This window comes from Pedobacter steynii (genome assembly GCF_001721645.1).
GTDB classification, from domain to species: domain Bacteria; phylum Bacteroidota; class Bacteroidia; order Sphingobacteriales; family Sphingobacteriaceae; genus Pedobacter; species Pedobacter steynii_A.
In genome coordinates this window covers 3,120,409-3,139,545 of record NZ_CP017141.1, presented here as the reverse complement: position 1 = coordinate 3,139,545, position 19,137 = coordinate 3,120,409, and the positions used below count along the sequence as shown (strand labels likewise).

Here is a 19,137-nt window from a genome sequence, read left to right as displayed (position 1 = left end):
ATTTTACCGACATATTCGAAGGTTTAGCAAGGATTAGGTTTTCTATTCTTCTAAACCTTCTTACATTTATACCATGGACAACACCAATGCCATTATCAGTGTAAAGAACCTTGTTAAAAAATACGAAGACTTTACCGCAGTGCAAGGCATCAGCTTTGATGTATATCAAAACGAAATATTCGGCCTTCTCGGCCCGAACGGAGCAGGAAAAACCACCACTTTAGAGATTATTGAAACCCTCAGAGAGAAAACCTCCGGGGAGATCACTGTAGATGGATATTCCGTAGATAAAGATGCCAGTAAAATAAAAAGGATCATTGGTGTACAGCTGCAGGCAGCAGGATACTATCCAAATCTCAACCTGGTCGAATTAATGGAACTATTTTCCGGGCTTTATGGTGTAGACATCAAGCCAATGGAAATGCTGGAAAAAGTAAATCTGCAGGACAAAGCCAAAGCAAAATATAAAGCACTGTCCGGCGGACAAAAACAGCGCTTCTCTATTGCCACTACCCTCATCAACTCTCCAAAGATCATTTTCCTGGACGAGCCTACTACCGGACTTGATCCTCAGGCACGCCGCAACCTCTGGGACCTGATCATCGACATCAGAAACAATGGAACCACAGTAGTCATCACCACCCATTATATGGACGAAGCAGAACAGCTTTGTGACCGTGTTGCTTTTGTGGAGCGTGGAGAAATCATTGCCCTGGATACACCGGACAATTTGATAGACCAACTGATCAACAGCGGGTTTGAACGGAAAAAAGAAGTTAAAAAAGCCAATCTGGAAGACGTTTTCATCAACCTGACAGGAAAAGAGTGGAGAGAGGACAATTAAAATAGATACATGAGCAAACCTTACAATAATACTAAAGCTACCCTGGCCCTTGCGAAAGCAAGTTTCCGCTCGATTATGCGTAGCCCTTCAGCAGTAGTGTTTACATTAGCCTTTCCTTTAGTGTTCATCCTGGTCTTTGGATTTTTAGGTGGTGGCGGAGTAAAAGTAGACCTGGCCATCGCTCCAGGTTCTGACCTTCAAAACCCGATTATTAAAGCACTGGAAGGAACTTCAATTGTCCACATCATTAAAGACAAAGATGCTGCAGACATCAAAACAGGGCTGGAAAAAGGACATATTGATGCCTTAATTGAGGTACAAAAAAATCCGGCAGGAAAGCCCGCTTACCTGGCCAATATCCAATATACCTCTGCTTCCATAGACAAGGGAAATATTCTTAAATCTGTGGTTCACAACCTGATGTATACTCTAAATACAAAAGATGTCATGCCTTCTGTTGCACAGCTAAATGAAAGCACGGTGCAGGGAAGAATCTACCGTACAATAGATTTCATTCTACCAGGACAACTTGGCTTCTCCCTGTTGAGCACAGGCGTTTTTGGAACAGCATTCGTCTTTTTCAGCTTACGCCAGACCTTAGTAATCAAACGTTTCTTTGCCACTCCGGTAAGGAAATCAAGCATCGTCTTCGGGGAAGGAATTGCCAGAATAGGTTTTGCCTTACTGGGCGCAGTATTCATTATCCTGCTTGGTCATTTCTTTTTCCATTTTACATTGATCAATGGGGCAGTCACGGTAATTAATATGCTGTTGCTATCAATCATCGGATTGATTGTCTTTATGGGCTTCGGTTTTGTAGTTTCAGGAATCGCTAAAAGTGAAAGTACGATCCCTCCCATTTCCAATATCATTACCTTGCCTCAGTTCTTGCTGTCGGGCACGTTTTTCTCTATAGATGCTTTTCCGAACTGGCTTCAGCCAATCAGCCGGGCATTACCTTTAACTTATTTGAATGATGCCATGAGAAAGGTAGCCTTTGAGGGCGCCGGATTATGGGATGTGAAACATCAAATCCTGATCATGGTGATCTGGGGTATCGGAATCTATGCCGTTGCCGTGAAGGTTTTCAAATGGGAGTAACAGATGATAAAAAAGAAAGGGGGCTGAATTTATAGCCCCCTTTCTTTTTTATTGATCATTCAGCGTCTTTAAAAAAGCAATAATATCCTGTATCTCCTTTTCACTCAGATTTAATGGATCAGGAGATAAGGTCTGGTTATCCAGCTTGATTCCCATTCCTGCAGCACCGCCTTTATTGTAAAAATCCATTACTTCTTCTAGTGTCTCATACGCACCATTATGCATATATGGCCCGGTTAAAGCAATATTTCTCAATGTAGGCGTCTTAAAAGCGAATTTCAACACATCCATTTTGGTCCAGTTATACCTGCCTTCATCAGAATCAATTATAGGCTTTTTGGCTTTAGGATCCTGCAATACTCCTAAAACTTCGCCTTCAGTATTAGAGAAAGATGGTCCGGCAGTTCCATTAAATAATGGCATAAAATGACAGGTTGCACATTTCGCTTTCCCCATAAATAAATTGAATCCCTTCAGTTCATTTGGATTCATTTTCTGATTATCCCCTCTCATGTATTGATCTAACCTGGAATTGAAAGGGCTCAAAGAACGAATATAACTTGCAATTGCAATCATTACGAAGCGGGGCTTAATCTCTTTTTCCATAGCTGGAAAAGCTTTTTGAAATAAAAGATAATATCGTTGGTCTTTTTCTAAACGCTTAGCAGCTTCTTCAATAGAGCCGTGCATTTCATCTTTGTTCGCAATCACATCCATGGCCTGATTCTCCAGACTACTGAAGCGCATATCATAAAACTGCGCATTCTGCAATCCGGCATACATCAGTGTAGGGGCATTTCTTTGTACGGATTCTCCTGGTGTCAGCGACGGACTTTTTATCAATCCGTCTGAAAAAGCAAGTTCTGGCTTATGACAGCTGTTACAGGTTCTTACAGATCCGGATACAATCGGATCATTAAATAAGGCTTTCCCGATAGCCAGTTTTTCCGGACTTGGAATCGCTTCGGCACTATTTACAAAATGCTTAATGTTAAAAATACCGCTATCGAAGAGGGTCCCGGCTTTATTGTACAATGCCAGTTCAGTTTCCAGTGGCTTGATCTTTAACTCGTTCTGCCATTTCAGAATGCCTTTTGAAATCTGATTAGCATAAACCCTGATAAAGGTCATCCGGTCAAAAGCATTAAAATCAACATGCTGACCAACATAAGAAACAGCCTGATCAATTTGTTTCTGCAGAGCCTCATTTTTTCCGAACATTTGGAGCACTCCTGCCACTGCTTTCAACGATACTCCCGCCTCGGCAATACCTGAACCAGATAAAGGAGTATCAAATCCGGTAATTCCGGTAATGGTGATCCTAAAAATTTCCAGCTTACAAGCATCAAATACATGGGCTTCCGTGAGTTCAGTCTGGACAATTGTTGATTTAAGACGAACAAGACTTGCTCTCAAAGAAGTGATTTCCAATTTTAGATTTTCTTTTTCCGAGGGCTGTGCAGGATAAATCAGCTCTTCAATCACCTGCAGTCCGGAAGGTTCTGTCGATTTATTTTCTTCCACTTCCACCTCTGGCAAAGGAGGACCATTCACTTCTCTTGAAAGTCCGGGGGCATAATATTCACAAAACCATTCCATCTTTTTAAAGGCGTTTCTGGTTTCCAGAAAACGTTTCCTCAGCAGAGTAGTATCACGACCACGGGCAGCTTCATCTAATTGGTTCAAAGAAAGGTTCAATGAATCACTTTGAGTAATCAGGAGATCCTTTACCATCTCCATTCCTGGTTTCGGGGATGAGTTTGTACAGTATACAGAAAGCAACACAAAAAGAGCGATGACTGGCAATATGAATCTTCTTAAAGGCATATTATTTTTTAATAAAAAGCCAAAAACTCTTCCCCATTCAGGAAAGAGTTCTCGACGATAAAGCAATTTTACTTATCTTGGAACACCACTTAGAATAACCGTCTGGCCACCTTCTTTATTGGTTGTGATTCCACTTCCATCAGCGTTTTTAAATTTATCACTGGTCCAGGTATGTGGATGAAGGTTCAAAACGATGGTATTTGGTACTCCGATTAAATCAGAAATATCATACATCGCACCGTATTCCCATGTACTCAGACGCCTGTCGTTTGCAACATTATATTTGGAATTGAAAGTCAGGTCATCACGACGGTGGTTCATTTCAATCATCGGTTTAAGCTCTTTAGTTGCAATGTTATACTGCCATACACGCCCATCATGCTTAACAGCTTCATAGTAAGAATCCCCATCTTCCTGAATGTAGACATAGTTCTTGGTTACACAGATGTTATCCGGATTTACAAGGCTGTTTCCAGGATCAACAACTCCATCGATTAGCGGAGTTAATTTCCCCTTAAGAGGACTGGATGCATCTAATTCCAGTTTATAAACCCTTCCCCACATGGTTAGTCCTGGTTTCGGATTAATCTTATCACCACTTACTCCTGTGGCAGTAAAGTAAAGCGTACGGTTTGCGGTAGCATCACCTTTTCCATAATCCAGATCCTCAACACGTGCAAACTGAATTGCACTTTTAGTAATGGTTTGCGAAGCGAGCTGCGCACCTGTACTTGTTTTCACATCGTCATAGGCAACAAACTCCACATCATAACTGGAATTGACGTTCATATCGGTCTCTACCACATTTAGATTTGTTCTGCGAAGCATGTAAAGCTTTCCATTATTAAGATCGCCGACTGTATTAGACAAATACAAATTCACCTGCCCCATGCTCGTACCGCTACTTTGATCTTCGCCTATAAAAATAGCCGTTTTTCCAGGATAAGCGTTTTTCGAAAGCGGAACTGCGTTTTCTGCACTCGCTTTACCTAATGCCGCAAGAGAATTGTTCTTTTTCTTATCCGAAACAGGTCCCAAAGGATTAACAGCTTCAATTGAAGATTCTCCATCAGTCTCTCCTGCGGTTAAAAATACCGGAAAAGGAAACCCGTGTTCTTCGGGAGTGGCCAGTGTAGCAGAGCATAATCTCGTTTTACCACCAGCTGCATCCAGAATGTACTCCCCCTTTAAAGGCTTTAAGTTCTTGTCCAGAAATACACGAGAAACTGAGAATAAAATCTCATGGTTATTAACCATAATGTAACCATCACTATTTGGATCCTTCATCATTGCACCCCCATCTGGCTGAGCACCGTAAACAAAGTCAGGTGAACCTGGCAATACATCGTCACTGCTGATCAAAGTAGTGATTTTAATATTATCAAAACCACTTAAAGTTTTTACCAACGCGGGATTTACCGAATAATCCTTGAACACGGAAGTTTCTTCAGTTTCCTTACTCTTATCTTTTTTACAGGCAGTTATGGTGATTGCTGCTGCGACAAAACCGGCGATGATAAAAGCCAGAGTCTTGGTTTCGAATAAATTTGTTTTCATAGTTTGTTTTGTTTCTGGCTCAAACCTAAAGCACTAATATTGCCTTGAGTTTATGGGGATGTTAAAAGAAATTGCAGCTAACAATTTGGAATGGTTCTAATCATTCTGATACAGCCGTTATTCTCATTAGGAATATTGAATATTTGTTGTTAACTTTTCATTTATAAACATCTATTAAACACTCATCATTAAACAATGTAGAAAAATGAAAAAACTTGTAGCAGAATTTATTGGAACATTTTGGTTGGTTCTGGGCGGCTGCGGAAGCGCTGTTCTGGCTTGTAATTATCCTGGAGCAGGAATCGGCTTTGCCGGAGTAGCTCTTGCTTTTGGCTTAACAGTAGTCACCATCGCTTATGCCTTAGGACACATCTCAGGAGCACACCTTAATCCGGCCGTTTCAATTGGCTTATGGATTGGCGGACGTTTCGACGGAAAAGAACTGATCCCTTACATCATATCACAGGTTCTGGGTGGAATAGCCGCTGCCGGTATATTATATGTTATCACAACCGGCAATGGAAGCGCCATTGGTGGCTTTGCCACAAATGGCTACGGCGACCTCTCCCCTGGTAAATACAGTATGACCGCCGCACTGGTAACAGAGGTAGTGATGACCTTTATCTTCCTGTTGATTATCCTTGGAGCTACAGATGAAAGAGCACCAAAAGGCTTTGCAGGTCTGGCCATTGGCCTGGGGTTAACATTAATCCACCTGATCAGCATTCCGGTAACCAATACTTCTGTAAACCCTGCAAGAAGCACGAGTCAGGCTTTATTTGTTGGTGGCGAAGCAGTAGGCCAGCTATGGTTATTCTGGGTTGCCCCTATCGCTGGTGCAATTTTAGCCGGATTGGTATATAAAGCAGTTTTCGCAGCTAAAGCACAAACTACATAGATTTTAAACCACTAAAACATAGACTTATACCTATAAAAAAGTCGTAATTAAATTAATTACGACTTTTTTGTGTTTAATTTTTAACTTTGGATATCGCCGTAGTAATTGTAATATTTACACTAAGGCTGATTAACAAATAAAATCCGATAAAAATGAGTTTAATAATTGATGTTCACGCCAGACAAATCCTTGATTCAAGAGGAAATCCTACTATTGAAGTAGATGTAATGACAGAAAATGGTGTTCTTGGTCGTGCTGCAGTGCCATCTGGCGCTTCAACAGGTATCCATGAGGCTGTAGAGCTTCGTGATAATGATAAATCTGTATACATGGGTAAGGGTGTTTTAAAGGCCGTTGCCAATGTAAATGATAAAATTGCAGATGAATTGAGAGGTATTGATGTATTTGAACAAAATGCAATTGATAGCTTATTGATCAAGCTGGACGGAACAGAAAATAAAGGAAACCTTGGTGCCAATGCTATTTTAGGTGTTTCTTTAGCTGTTGCCAAAGCTGCAGCTCAGGAAAGCCGTCAGCCTTTGTACCGTTATATCGGAGGTGTTAATGCCAACATCCTTCCTATTCCAATGATGAACATCATCAACGGTGGTTCTCACTCTGATGCCCCGATCGCTTTTCAGGAATTCATGATTATGCCAGTTGGTGCTGCTTCTTTCTCAGAAGCATTAAGATGGGGAACAGAAGTTTTTCATAACCTGAAAGCTATTTTACACAGTAGAGGACTTTCTACTGCTGTAGGTGATGAAGGTGGTTTTGCGCCAAATTTTGAAGGTACAGAAGATGCAGTGGAAACCATTATTCAGGCCATTGAAAAGGCAGGTTACAAAGCAGGTGAGCAAATCTATATTGCATTTGACTGTGCGGCTTCTGAATTCTACAAAGATGGTAAATACGACTATACTAAATTTGAAGGCGATAAAGGTGCAATCCGTACCAGTGAAGAACAAGCTGAATACCTTGCTCAATTGTCTGCGAAATACCCAATCCTTTCTATCGAAGATGGTATGGGAGAAGATGACTGGGCCGGCTGGAAACTGTTAACCGAGAAAATCGGCGACCGCGTTCAGTTGGTTGGAGATGATTTATTCGTAACAAACGTAAAACGTCTTCAGACAGGTATCGATACCGACACTGCAAATTCGATCCTGGTAAAAGTAAACCAGATCGGTTCCCTTACAGAAACCATTAACGCAGTAAGTTTAGCACAAACTAACGGTTATACTTCTGTAATGAGCCATAGAAGTGGAGAAACAGAAGACACCACAATTGCTGATTTAGCAGTAGCTTTAAACTGTGGTCAGATTAAAACAGGTTCTGCTTCACGTTCTGACAGGATCGCAAAATACAACCAATTGTTACGTATTGAAGAAGAATTAGGTTCTGCAGCACGTTTCATTGGCAAGGATTTCAAATTCTTGAAGAAAAAATAATATTGCTTAAAAAAGGAAAGGTGCTTTGAGGACGAAAAGTACCTTTCCTTTTTTATGTTAACATGTGGAAAATACGACATTGGAAAACATCCGGAGATTTAGAACCTTCGGATGTTTTTTATACACTGATTATCAAGGCTATTTCTTAGATTAGCTTATCAGGGTTTATTTATATCTTTGTACTATGGAACGTTTGCTGGAATTGATACGCAATAAATACTTTCTGTCTGTAGCTGCATTCATTGTATGGATGCTGTTTTTTGACAAGAATGATATGCTCTCTCAATACGAGTTCCGTTCTGAGGTAAACAAACTTCAGGAGGAAAAGGATTTTTATGAAAGAGAAACAGCTATTGTCAAAAAAGACCTGAATGAGCTGAATACCAATCTGAATACTGCCGAGAAGTTTGCACGTGAAAAATATTTTATGAAAAAAGACAATGAAGATGTCTTTGTTATCGTAAAAGAAGCCCCGAAAGATTAATATCCGAATTTAGGCAAGGTCAGCTTATACCTCACCACCACAATCCTGAACACAAATATAAAGGCGATGACCGAGATGTTGGCCACATCTTCTTTCATATTGAAATACTTGAGCGTAAAATAGAGTACTCCTCCAAGGATACAGGCAGTCGCATAGATTTCCTTTCTAAAGATCAAAGGGATCGTGTTTAAGAACGTATCTCTGATTACCCCACCGAAACACCCTGTAATGGTTCCCAGCGCCACACAGATGCCCGGACTTAGTCCAAACATAATTCCCTTCTGAATTCCCAGCATGGTAAACAAGCCTAACCCTGCAGAGTCAAACAAAAACAAGGTTACTTTAAACTTTTTGATATGGGTTTTAAAGAAGATCGTCGCCAGAGAAGTGAGCAAGATGAGTAAACAGTAATTCACATCTCTCATCCAGGCAACCGGGGTATCTCCAAGAAGTAAATCCCTGACGGTACCACCCCCGATAGAAGTCACAAATGCAATGATCAGTACACCAAACGGATCCAGCCTCCTTTGCATTGCCGCAAATGAACCGGAGATCGAAAATGCGACCGTCCCTAATGTTTCAATGGTTTCCATGGTGCTGATTTCCATTTCCTGTGCGAGTTAAATTTCTCCGTTTCTCTTTCTGAAAAACCACTCCAAGCTAATCAATAAGATGATCACCGCAAACAGCCACTTAAAGTTTATCAATTCTTCGTACCTGCGATCCTCGTAGCTTAAAGTCTTGATCTCTTCATTTTTTGAAATGTCGTTTAAAATGCTCAACAGATTTTGAGGCATATACATTCTGCCGTTGGTCTGAACAGACATATTGTTTAGCAACTGGTGGTTCGCAATGGTCTGCTGATACTCAGCAATCATCGCATTGACATAAAACGCACCCTGTGCGATTTGTTTTTTACCCCCCAGACTCGTACTGGCCAGGAAAGTATAGTTTCCGGCAGGCAACATTCCTGCATCCAGCTGATAGGAAGATGCGGTCCGGGAGAAAAGGAAATTATAAAGCTTTCCTTCCTGGTTTTTTAGTTGAATATTGACATCCGGCGTATTTATCGCAACGTAACTGTCGTTATAAAGCACCGCATTAAGCAATACATTTTCATTCTCGTCAAATGTATTTTTAGCCGGGTATACTTTGAACTTACGTTTATCATCTTTTACCGAAAGGTATTGAACTGTTTTTGAAATTAATCCATTAACAACGGAGCTTGCTAAAGCATCTTTACTTTCAGAAAGTTTCCATCTCCATAAACCTTCCCCAATCAGGTATCCGGCTTTCTTTCCATTTTCATTAAGGAAGAACAACTGTGGCGATTGGGTTTTGATCTTTCCAATTCTTTGATAGAGGGCAACAAAACTATTCCCGTTGATACTGACCTTTCCAAAAGGGGCCAGCAATGGATCAAAATCATCAATATGCTTTGCTGCCGCCCCATCCACATCAAAAGCACTGAAGTCGGGATTTAAATAAGAAAAGGCCTCCTGGATAGTGCTGTTACTGCCATTAAAACCAATTGCCTTTTGTACTTGATTAAACTTTCCCACATCACTCTGGGCACCAAGAATGTACCACACCGGGACATTAGTCTGCGCTAGTTTGGCAAGAAAAGCAGCGCCATGATTCTGAGCATTAGGTAGCTGATACAAAATCACAAGGCCATAATCATTTACATTCATCGCATTCAGGTCCTCTCCCAACACCACTTTTAAATCGTAATTTTTATTCCCGGAAATCGCCTGCTTTATCGTAGCAATATCAGGATGAGCTGCCCCCGCAGCGATTAGAACCTTCTGACGGGCATCAATAACTTCTATAAAAACACTTTGTGCATTATTTTTCTCTGACACCTCATTTCCCAAAGGACTGAGCTGTACCGTATATTTCTGCAGTCCTATCTTTGAAGCCTTCAGCTTTACAGGAATGGTCTTAACAAAAGCATTACTACCAATCTGGATCTTACTCTCCTGTATGGTTTTTCCATTTTCAGAAATACTCAGTTTGGTTTCTTCTCCTTTACTTTCAAATGCCTCTACCTGCACTTCTATTGTAAATTCATTATTCAGATATACCAGATTATTGTGGTTCACATTGGCTACCATCAAATCTCTTTTTGGAATGGTATCCCCCAGTGCGATGGTGTAAACTGGTGCTTTGAGTTTATTGAGGTCGTACAACGGACTCCCTCCCCGGTTAAATATACCATCTGAAGCTAGAATCACGGCTCCTATATTACGGTTTAAATACTCATCATTCAAACGGCTAAACAGTGCAGCAGCATTACTGAGTTTACCGCTGTTAGAGAAATCAAACCCAGGCTTTATACTATCACTGAAATGATAAATCTTCAGCTCATATTGTGCAGATAGTTTATCTGATAAGGCCTGAAGATCTTTTTCATATTGTTTCTTATTGAACCCGGCAGGCTGAACATGACCTATAGACAGCGAGTTATCCTGAGCGATGATGATCAGCGGTTTTTCCAGATTATAACTCACCCTTTTCACCAAAGGGAAAAACAGCAATCCGCAAATCAGAGCAATCAGTACAGCCCTCAATAACGCAAGGCTGATCCGGAGTTTTCTTTCCAGATGCGGTGTTTTCCGATAGGATATATACGCGAACAGGAGTCCCAGCAAAAGACACCCTATTAAAGCCATTATTGTATATAAATTGAAAGAATCGCCCATATGTATTTGGGTAAAGATGCTAAATTTTAAAAAAATAAGGTTAATTTGTTTTCATAAAAGCCCGACTAATTTCGAAAGCATGATTCGCTCCAAATCAAACTACAGAAAAACCTTATTTCAGGTAATACTTTTTTTCATGATGACCAGTTCTGCAAGTGCACAATTAACATTTAAACAACAACAATTAACCTTTCCAAGGGTGAGAGGAGCATATGAGGATAGCTGGATCAGCTTGCAGAATCAATTGAAAACAGCAAAATTTGACGGCCCTCTTCAATTATACATTGCCGCTTATAAAACAGAAGGACTGCTGGAAGTCTGGGCAAAGAGAACCAAAGACAAAGAATACCGTCTGTTTAAAACCTATAAATTTTGTGCGCATTCCGGGACATTAGGACCGAAAGTACAGGAAGGAGATTACCAGACACCTGAAGGTATTTACTATATTAACATATTCAACCCTATGAGTAATTTCCACCTTTCTTTAGGTGTAAACTATCCCAACAGTGTAGATAAAAAAAGGAGTGGTAGCAAACCTACGGGTGGAGACATTTACATCCATGGAAATTGTGTCACCGTAGGCTGTATTCCACTTACAGATGAGAAAATTAAAGAGGTTTATGTTCTGGCCGTAGAAGCACAAAACAGTGGACAAACCCAAATTCCGGTTCACATCTTCCCCTTTAAAATGAACAAAGCCAACCTCGATAAATTTGCTGTTAAATTTCCTCAGCAAAAAGCATTTTGGGCCAGCCTTCAGCCTGCTTACCAGCTTTTCGAACAACACAAAATAGTTCCTCATACCTTAATAAGCGAAGGAAAATATACGTTCAAATAATATACAGCCAATAAAAAAAGCGCAGAGACTCTGCGCTTTTTTTATTTATTTAAGAACCTTTTTCAAGGCTGATCTGGCTGATTACAACATTCCCCCGCAAACAGACAATACCTGCCCGGTTACATAAGCACTCATGTCTGAAGCTAAAAACAAACAGGCGTTCGCTACATCTTCAGGCTCTCCTGCTCTTTTCAATGGAATTCCTTCTTCCCATCCCTGAACCACTTTAGGATCCAGTACATCAGTCATTTCCGTACGGATAAATCCTGGTGCAATTACATTGGTACGGATATTACGGGAACCCAATTCTTTAGCTAAAGATTTAGAGAAACCGATGATTCCGGCTTTCGAAGCGGCATAATTTGCCTGACCGGCATTTCCCTGAACACCTACCACAGAACTCATGTTAATGATCGATCCTTTACGGGCCTTCATCATTACTTTAGAAGCAGCTTTAGAAACGTTAAATACGGATTTAAGGTTCACATTGATCACTTCATCCCAGTTCTCTTCGCTCATGCGCATCAGCAAACCGTCTTTAGTAATCCCTGCGTTGTTCACTACAATATCCAATGCGCCAAAATCAGCCACAATATCATTGATCAGTTTTTCTGCTTCATCAAATTTAGACGCATCTGAACGGTATCCTTTAACCTGAGTACCGAAGCTTTGCAGCTCCTGCTCCAATGCCTGGCCTTTCTCTACTGAGGACAGGTAAGTAAAAGCAACGTTTGCACCCTGCTCTGCAAATTTCTCCGCAATCTTGCGGCCTATTCCTTTAGAAGCACCGGTGATTAATGCTGTTTTTCCTTCTAGTAATTTCATCGTAAATATGTTTGGTTATGAAAATATTTTGTTTCTGTTTCGTTGTTTCTAAAGCTTAAATAGCGGGCTCCTGCTGACTCAGGCAGTGAAAACTGCCCAGTCCCCAGATGATATCCGTAGAATCAATACCTACGACCTTTCTATCCGGGAAAACATCCTGAATAATCTTCAATGCTTTCTCATCATTCACATCCCTGAATGTAGGTACAATAACCGAAGTATTGGCAATATAGAAATTAGCATAAGAAGCCGGCAAACGGGTATCCTCATGAATCACTGGTGAAGGCATCGGAAGTTTAATAATGTTCAATGGTTTACCATTCAATAAACGCATCTCCTTCAATGCCGCCAGGTTCTCCTGTAACAGGATATAATTTTCATCCAAAGGATTACTCTCTACTACTGTTAAAACGGTGTCTTCGTTCACAAAACGGGTGATATCATCAATATGTCCATCTGTATCATCCCCAACAATTCCATCTCCCAGCCAAAGTACCTGCTCAGCGCCGTAAAACTCCAGCAAATATTGTTCGATCTCTTCTTTGGTCAGGTGTGGGTTTCTGTTCTTGTTCAACAAACAAGCCGTAGTGGTCAGAATGGTTCCTGCACCATTAAATTCAACGGAACCACCTTCCATCACAATCTCAGGAAGATACAAAGGATGGTTAAAATGTCCGGCGATTTTAGTCGGAATTACGTCATCCAGATCGAATGGAGGATATTTCCCTCCCCATGCATTATATCCCCAGTCTACTACCGCTTTCTGGCTCTTTGCCTCATTCAATAAAAATGCAGGTCCATGGTCCCTGCACCAGGCATCATTGGTTGGATGCAGGTAAAATTCAACCTGACTCAGATCCGCTCCCACCTTTTCCAGTTCGGAAATTGCAAAAGCTTTGGTCTCTTCATCATTGACATTGATTCTTACTTTTTCACCCTCTGCTACAATCTTAATAAACTGGCAATATGGCGTGTAAATGGTTTCTATTTTTCCCGGCCAGGATTCTTCCTTATGTGGCCAGCTTAACCATGTCGCTTCGTGTTTTACCCATTCAGCCGGAAAACGATATCCTGCTTTTTTGGGACTATCATTAAATAGATTCGTCATCTATATATCTTTTGGTGATTTGTGAATAACTGTCAATGCGTCTGTCACGTAAAAACGGCCAGTGTGTCCTGTAGCTGTCAGATTTTGACAAGTCAAGTTCAACAACTTTTAGTTCTTCTTTATTATGGTCTGCCTGATACAATATCGTTCCGAATGGATTAGATACAAATGATCCTCCCCAGAAAGCTACCCCGGCTTCTTCACCTACCCTGTTGATGCTCACTACCGGAACACCGTTGGCGATTGAATGAGAGCGTTGAATGGTTTGCCATGCATTATATTGTTCCACATTAGTGGCTTCATCCTGCGTAGTTGCCCAGCCAATTGCAGTCGGGTAAACCAGGAAGTCTGCACCCATCAAAGCAGTTAAACGTGCTGCTTCAGGATACCACTGATCCCAGCAGATCAGAACACCTATTTTAGCAAATTTGGTTTTAAATACTTTATAGCCTAAATCACCCGGAGTGAAATAGAATTTTTCATAAAAACCAGGGTCATCAGGAATGTGCATCTTACGATATTTACCTAAGTAAGCACCGTCAGCATCCAATACCGCTGTAGTATTGTGGTACAGGCCTTCTGCTCTTTTTTCAAATAAGGACGCAACAATGACCACATTCAGCTCAGCAGCTACTTTTGACAACACATCAGTTGATGGGCCTGGAATAGATTCTGCCAGTTTAAAGTTCTCATAATTCTCTTCATCGCAGAAATACAATGAAGTAAATAGTTCCTGTAAGCACACAACCTGTGCGCCCATAGCAGCGATCTCTCTGATCTTAACGATCGCCTTATCTAAATTCTCTTGTTTATTACTGGTGCAACTCATCTGCACCAATCCAACCTGTACTTTAGCCATTCTATGAAATTTTGTGGGACAAAGTTAGCAGAAAATAATTTCTTTTCAGGAGGCTACCATCTCCTTATACTCTTGCTGCAGTTCAAATAAACATTTTGCACACAGGCAACCGTCGTAAAGCTCACTGATGTATTGCACTTCATTAAGGTTAAGCTGAACCACACTACACTGACATTTGGTGTAGGAGTTGGCCTTACACTCTATTGGTGTACCGCAACGCTCGCAGGGAATGATTTCGTGTTTGGCCATTATTTTACAAAGATACGAGATCCTGAATTAAGGTGGATAAGCGTTAATAAATATGACAAAGTACTTATTTTCAGGCAAAAGGGATGTGGATAACTCTGTGGGGAACCTGTTTACAACCTGTGAGCAAGTTGTTTGTAAGCTGTTTATAAACTGTGGAGAACTTAAAACTACTGTGGAGAATCAAAAATTGAAAAATTCAGGCCCTGTTTTACGACCTTTTTTCAACCTCCGTTTTTCTCCGGAATCAGCAAAACCGAAATACACAATTAGTCCACATTCACATCTTTAGTCAATATTTTCAAAATTTTCCGCCGATTTCCTCGGGAAAAAAAACAGCTAATTAAGGCCAAAAAAAGTTAGTAAAAATCATAAAACACTTATATACAGATAAAATCGATGTTGATAACTCTGTGGGGAACCTGTTCACAAACTGTGAACAAGCTGTGAATAGCATGTTTGTAAGCTGTGGGTAACCCGTATACTGTCTGTGGGGAACCTGTGAGCAACTTTTCCAGACTGTGAGGAACTGTCAGGATCAGGTGGAAAACATGTGAATAATTGAAAAGTACTTCTTTTATAAGATGTGGATAACTCTGTGGGAAACCCAATTTTAACTGTGGGGAATACGTTAAGAACTTGTTGGGAATCGCCTCAAAACCGTGGATAAGAGTGGAAAAACAACCTTATCAGGTGTATAAATAAGGAACAGCATGTTTATAAGCTGTTCACAAGTGCATTTTGAAATGTGGATAACTCGTATACAAAAAAGGGGCAAGATAAAATCCTGCCCCTTATATATTAATGTTTGAAGGAATTAACCTGAACAGCTGATACAGCCTTCTTCCATTGAACAAACCGGACCATCAGTGATTTCTTCCACTACCTGATCTATATGTTCCGGAATTACCGGCTCCATGTTTTTACCAGCCTGATTTTCTACGGTAAATTTAACTGCCTGAGAAGCTGCTTGTGTACGTAGGTAATACATACCGGTTTTCAATCCTTTCTTCCATGCGTAGAAATGCATTGAAGTTAGTTTCGAAGTATTCGGTGCATTAATGAACAAATTCAGAGATTGCGACTGGCAGATATAAGCACCTCTGTCGGCTGCCATATCAATAATGCTACGCATTTTAATTTCCCAAACTGTTTTATACAACTCTTTAATATAATCAGGAATTTCAGCGATATCCTGGATAGAACCATTCGCTAAAATGATCCTGTCTTTCATTGCCGGAGTCCAAAGACCTAAAGCAACAAGATCTTTCAACAAGTGTTTGTTTACCACAATGAACTCTCCGCTCAATACCCTTCTGGTGTAGATATTAGAAGTATAAGGCTCAAAGCACTCATTGTTACCCAAAATCTGCGAAGTAGATGCTGTTGGCATTGGCGCAACTAAAAGAGAGTTATAAACACCGTCTTTTACTACCTTCTTACGTAGATCTTCCCAATCCCAACGGCCACTGCTTGGTGTTACATTCCAAAGGTCAAACTGGAACTTACCTTTCGATAAAGGAGAACCTTTAAAAGTTTCGTAAGGGCCATTGATTACCGCAAGGTCATGTGAAGCAGTCATTGCTGCGAAATAGATCGTTTCAAAGATCTCTTTATTCAGTTCACGTGCACCTTCACTTTCGAAAGGCAAACGCATCAGGATAAAGGCATCCGCCAATCCCTGCACACCTAAACCAACTGGTCTGTGACGCATATTGGAATTTCTGGCTTCTTCAACAGGGTAATAGTTATAATCGATGATTTTATTCAGGTTTAAAGTAGCCTGATAAGTTACATCATATAATTTCTGGTGATCAAACTCACCATTGATTACATATCTTGGTAAGGCCAGCGAAGCTAAGTTACATACCGCAACTTCATCTTTAGAAGTATACTCTATGATCTCAGTACAAAGGTTGGAACTTTTGATGGTACCCAGGTTTTGCTGGTTTGATTTGCTGTTGGCAGCATCTTTATACAACAAATAAGGTGTACCCGTTTCAATCTGTGAATCCAGGATGGCGAACCATAATTCCTGAGCTTTGATCGTTTTACGCGCTCTTCCTTCTTTTTCGTAACGCTCATATAAAGTTTCAAACTCCTCACCGAAACAATCCGCTAATCCCGGTGCTTCATGTGGACAGAATAAACTCCAGTCTTCGTTTGCTTCTACGCGTTTCATGAACAAATCGCACACCCAAAGTGCATAGAATAAATCACGGGCACGAAGTTCTTCCTTACCGTGGTTTTTACGCAGGTCAAGGAAACTCAATACATCTGCATGCCAAGGCTCTAAGTAAATTGCAAAGGCACCTTTACGTTTACCTCCACCCTGATCTACATAACGCGCAGTATCATTGAATACTTTTAACATTGGAACAATACCGTTACTTGTTCCATTGGTGCCACCAATATAAGAACCTGTTGCACGGATATTGTGAATGCTTAATCCGATACCACCTGCACTTTGTGAGATCTTTGCAGTTTGTTTTAAAGTATCATAAATTCCTTCAATACTATCGTCCTGCATCGTCAATAGGAAACAAGACGACATTTGAGGCTTAGGAGTCGCTGCATTAAATAAGGTTGGGGTAGCATGTGTAAACCAACGCTCGCTCATCAGGTTGTAAGTTTTGATCACACTGTCAATATCTCCTTTGTGGATACCTACAGAAACCCGCATAAATAAATGCTGAGGACGTTCTACAATCTGACCTTCAATTTTCAACAGGTACGATTTTTCCAGTGTTTTGAAACCGAAGTAATCAAACCCAAAATCCCTGTCGTAAATAATAGTACTGTCCAGAATATCCGCGTTTTCTTTAATCACTTCCCATACATCGTCAGCGATCAATGAAGCGTTTTTATCCGTTTTCGAATCCACATACAGGTATAACATTTCCATCGTTTTTGAGAACGATTTAGTAGTGTTTTTATGTAGGTTGGAAACCGCAATCCGGGAAGCCAGCAATGCATAGTCCGGATGCTTGGTAGTTAAAGAAGCTGCAGTTTCCGCGGCAAGATTGTCCAATTCTGAGGTAGTTACCCCATCATACAAACCTTCAATCACCTTTTTGGCAACATCGATCGGATCAACCAGTTCGGCGTTAAAGCCATAACATAATTTTTCGATACGAGCGGTGATCTTATCGAACCTTACCGCTTCTTTACGGCCATCTCTTTTTATTACAAACATATTTTTCAGGTATTTAAAGGCGCATATCGGATTGTGATGAGCAAGCCGGCATCGGCACCAAATTTTTAATTATTTAAAAGTCGTCATCTAAAGAGAACGCTGCCGCTTTATCTTCTGTTGAAGTCAGCACGCCGCTCTTCTGGTAATCACCTACTCTTTTCTCAAAGAAGTTGGTTTTGCCCTGAAGAGAGATCATCTCCATAAAATCAAACGGATTTGTCGCATTATATATTTTGGTATAACCCAATTCCTGTAACCACCTGTCGGCCACAAACTCAATGTACTGAGACATCAGTTTAGCATTCATTCCGATCAGTGCTACCGGCAGTGCATCAGTCACAAATTCTTTCTCGATTTCAACTGCGTCGCGGATGATGCCATGAACCTGCTCTTCACTCAGCTTGTTTTTAAGCATGCCGTACAACAGACAGGCAAATTCGCAGTGCGACCCCTCATCTCTGGAAATCAGCTCATTACTAAAAGTTAAGCCTGGCATTAATCCACGTTTCTTCAACCAGAAAATCGAGCAGAAACTACCGCTGAAAAATATTCCTTCTACCGCAGCAAAAGCAACCAGACGTTCTGCAAAATTGCCGTTGTCAATCCAGCGCAATGCCCATTCCGCTTTCCTTTTTACACAAGGAACCGTTTCTATGGCATGGAATAACCTGTCTTTTTCATCAGGATCTTTGATATAGGTATCAATCAGTAAGGCATAAGTCTCAGAATGGATATTTTCCATCATGATTTGAAAACCGTAGAAACAACGTGCTTCCGGAAGCTGAACTTCACTCATAAAGTTCACCGCAAGGTTTTCATTTACAATTCCGTCACTGGCAGAGAAGAAAGCTAAAATGTGAGAAATAAAGTGTCTTTCACCATCATTAAGATTGTCCCAATGTTTCTGATCATCCGAAAGATCGATTTCTTCTGCTGTCCAAAAACTTGCTTCACTCTTCTTATACATTTCCCAGATTTCAGGGTATTTAATCGGCAAAAGAACAAAACGATCTTTGTTTTCTTTTAATAATACTTCTTCTTCTTGCATAAGCATCTTTTTAATTGGTAAATGTATAGGATAATTGAAAAGCCTTTAAAAATTCCAGCAGCCGTGCAATCCATACTTAGTCGTAAAAAGAGGAAAAGAAATGAAATCTTATAACAACCTTAAGCAACTAAATATTAAACCTTTAACTAA

General features: G+C 40.6%; 16 protein-coding genes. 6 read left to right on the top strand and 10 right to left on the bottom strand.

Translation table 11 applies throughout. From position 1 onward, the window contains the following. Positions 1-73 precede the first annotated feature (73 nt). Positions 74-844, top strand: a complete 771-nt coding sequence (locus BFS30_RS13125; protein WP_069379712.1) for an ABC transporter ATP-binding protein — start codon at positions 74-76, stop codon at positions 842-844. 9 nt (positions 845-853) lie between these two features. Continuing rightward, positions 854-1,945 carry an ABC transporter permease gene (locus BFS30_RS13120; RefSeq protein ID WP_069379711.1) on the top strand — a complete coding sequence of 364 codons (1,092 nt, stop codon included), beginning with the start codon at positions 854-856 and terminating at the stop codon, positions 1,943-1,945. A 48-nt stretch (positions 1,946-1,993) separates the two neighbouring features. On the opposite strand, the gene BFS30_RS13115 is transcribed toward BFS30_RS13120, so the two are convergent. Both BFS30_RS13115 and BFS30_RS13110 read right to left on the bottom strand, forming a co-directional pair. After that, positions 1,994-3,772, bottom strand: a complete 1,779-nt coding sequence (locus BFS30_RS13115; protein WP_069379710.1) for a cytochrome-c peroxidase — start codon at positions 3,770-3,772, stop codon at positions 1,994-1,996. A 72-nt stretch (positions 3,773-3,844) separates the two neighbouring features. Next, positions 3,845-5,329, bottom strand: a complete 1,485-nt coding sequence (locus BFS30_RS13110; protein WP_069379709.1) for a hypothetical protein — start codon at positions 5,327-5,329, stop codon at positions 3,845-3,847. A 187-nt stretch (positions 5,330-5,516) separates the two neighbouring features. On the opposite strand from BFS30_RS13110, the gene aqpZ reads away from it, so the two are divergent. From aqpZ to BFS30_RS13095, 3 genes are all read left to right on the top strand, one after another. Beyond that, complete coding sequence (aqpZ, locus tag BFS30_RS13105; RefSeq protein WP_257785604.1) at positions 5,517-6,227, top strand: aquaporin Z; 711 nt, start codon at positions 5,517-5,519, stop codon at positions 6,225-6,227. A gap of 152 nt (positions 6,228-6,379) precedes the next feature. Next, positions 6,380-7,678 carry a phosphopyruvate hydratase gene (gene eno / locus BFS30_RS13100; RefSeq protein WP_069379707.1) on the top strand — a complete coding sequence of 433 codons (1,299 nt, stop codon included), beginning with the start codon at positions 6,380-6,382 and terminating at the stop codon, positions 7,676-7,678. Between the two features lie 184 nt (positions 7,679-7,862). Next, positions 7,863-8,162: an FtsB family cell division protein gene (locus BFS30_RS13095; RefSeq protein ID WP_069379706.1), complete on the top strand. Its 300-nt coding sequence runs from the start codon at positions 7,863-7,865 to the stop codon at positions 8,160-8,162. Here BFS30_RS13095 and BFS30_RS13090 read toward each other — a convergent pair. Continuing rightward, positions 8,159-8,770 (bottom strand): trimeric intracellular cation channel family protein, encoded by a 612-nt coding sequence (locus BFS30_RS13090; RefSeq protein WP_069379705.1) that lies wholly within the window; start codon positions 8,768-8,770, stop codon positions 8,159-8,161. The two genes, BFS30_RS13095 and BFS30_RS13090, sit on opposite strands and share 4 nt — an antisense overlap. 12 nt (positions 8,771-8,782) lie before the next feature. Further along, positions 8,783-10,837, bottom strand: a complete 2,055-nt coding sequence (locus BFS30_RS13085) for a hypothetical protein (protein ID WP_237028752.1) — start codon at positions 10,835-10,837, stop codon at positions 8,783-8,785. A gap of 166 nt (positions 10,838-11,003) precedes the next feature. On the opposite strand from BFS30_RS13085, the gene BFS30_RS13080 reads away from it, so the two are divergent. After that, positions 11,004-11,705: a L,D-transpeptidase family protein gene (locus BFS30_RS13080; protein WP_237028751.1), complete on the top strand. Its 702-nt coding sequence runs from the start codon at positions 11,004-11,006 to the stop codon at positions 11,703-11,705. A gap of 81 nt (positions 11,706-11,786) precedes the next feature. Here BFS30_RS13080 and fabG read toward each other — a convergent pair whose 3' ends face one another. The 6 genes from fabG to BFS30_RS13055 form a co-directional block, all read right to left on the bottom strand. Next, entirely contained in the window at positions 11,787-12,530 is a 744-nt protein-coding gene (fabG, locus tag BFS30_RS13075; protein WP_069379702.1) for a 3-oxoacyl-[acyl-carrier-protein] reductase, read from the bottom strand. Between the two features lie 55 nt (positions 12,531-12,585). Then, on the bottom strand, positions 12,586-13,638 hold the full coding sequence (locus tag BFS30_RS13070) for an agmatine deiminase family protein (RefSeq protein WP_069379701.1): 1,053 nt from the start codon (positions 13,636-13,638) through the stop codon (positions 12,586-12,588). Beyond that, the gene (locus tag BFS30_RS13065) at positions 13,622-14,497 is read right to left on the bottom strand and encodes a carbon-nitrogen hydrolase (RefSeq protein ID WP_069379700.1); all 876 of its coding nucleotides are present in this window, start codon (positions 14,495-14,497) and stop codon (positions 13,622-13,624) included. Before BFS30_RS13065 ends, BFS30_RS13070 begins: the two co-directional genes overlap by 17 nt. A 45-nt stretch (positions 14,498-14,542) precedes the next feature. Further along, a complete protein-coding gene (locus BFS30_RS27385; RefSeq protein ID WP_083252032.1) occupies positions 14,543-14,746 on the bottom strand; it encodes a cysteine-rich CWC family protein in 204 nt (67 codons plus the stop codon). An 814-nt stretch (positions 14,747-15,560) separates the two neighbouring features. Further along, a complete protein-coding gene (locus BFS30_RS13060; RefSeq protein ID WP_069379699.1) occupies positions 15,561-17,939 on the bottom strand; it encodes a ribonucleoside-diphosphate reductase subunit alpha in 2,379 nt (792 codons plus the stop codon). A gap of 73 nt (positions 17,940-18,012) precedes the next feature. Then, positions 18,013-18,987, bottom strand: a complete 975-nt coding sequence (locus BFS30_RS13055) for a ribonucleoside-diphosphate reductase small subunit (RefSeq protein ID WP_069382420.1) — start codon at positions 18,985-18,987, stop codon at positions 18,013-18,015. Between the last annotated feature and the right edge of the window lie 150 nt (positions 18,988-19,137).

What these genes read in the sequence shown, in the direction of transcription:
- BFS30_RS13125 (WP_069379712.1), top strand. Translation starts at nt 74, where the DNA reads ATGGACAACACCAATGCCATTATCAGTGTAAAGAACCTTGTTAAAAAA.
- BFS30_RS13120 (WP_069379711.1), top strand. Translation starts at nt 854, where the DNA reads ATGAGCAAACCTTACAATAATACTAAAGCTACCCTGGCCCTTGCGAAA.
- BFS30_RS13115 (WP_069379710.1), bottom strand. Translation starts at nt 3,772, where the DNA reads ATGCCTTTAAGAAGATTCATATTGCCAGTCATCGCTCTTTTTGTGTTG.
- BFS30_RS13110 (WP_069379709.1), bottom strand. Translation starts at nt 5,329, where the DNA reads ATGAAAACAAATTTATTCGAAACCAAGACTCTGGCTTTTATCATCGCC.
- eno (WP_069379707.1), top strand. Translation starts at nt 6,380, where the DNA reads ATGAGTTTAATAATTGATGTTCACGCCAGACAAATCCTTGATTCAAGA.
- BFS30_RS13095 (WP_069379706.1), top strand. Translation starts at nt 7,863, where the DNA reads ATGGAACGTTTGCTGGAATTGATACGCAATAAATACTTTCTGTCTGTA.
- BFS30_RS13090 (WP_069379705.1), bottom strand. Translation starts at nt 8,770, where the DNA reads ATGGAAATCAGCACCATGGAAACCATTGAAACATTAGGGACGGTCGCA.
- BFS30_RS13085 (WP_237028752.1), bottom strand. Translation starts at nt 10,837, where the DNA reads ATGGCTTTAATAGGGTGTCTTTTGCTGGGACTCCTGTTCGCGTATATA.
- BFS30_RS13080 (WP_237028751.1), top strand. Translation starts at nt 11,004, where the DNA reads ATGATGACCAGTTCTGCAAGTGCACAATTAACATTTAAACAACAACAA.
- fabG (WP_069379702.1), bottom strand. Translation starts at nt 12,530, where the DNA reads ATGAAATTACTAGAAGGAAAAACAGCATTAATCACCGGTGCTTCTAAA.
- BFS30_RS13070 (WP_069379701.1), bottom strand. Translation starts at nt 13,638, where the DNA reads ATGACGAATCTATTTAATGATAGTCCCAAAAAAGCAGGATATCGTTTT.
- BFS30_RS13065 (WP_069379700.1), bottom strand. Translation starts at nt 14,497, where the DNA reads ATGGCTAAAGTACAGGTTGGATTGGTGCAGATGAGTTGCACCAGTAAT.
- BFS30_RS27385 (WP_083252032.1), bottom strand. Translation starts at nt 14,746, where the DNA reads ATGGCCAAACACGAAATCATTCCCTGCGAGCGTTGCGGTACACCAATA.
- BFS30_RS13060 (WP_069379699.1), bottom strand. Translation starts at nt 17,939, where the DNA reads ATGTTTGTAATAAAAAGAGATGGCCGTAAAGAAGCGGTAAGGTTCGAT.
- BFS30_RS13055 (WP_069382420.1), bottom strand. Translation starts at nt 18,987, where the DNA reads ATGCAAGAAGAAGAAGTATTATTAAAAGAAAACAAAGATCGTTTTGTT.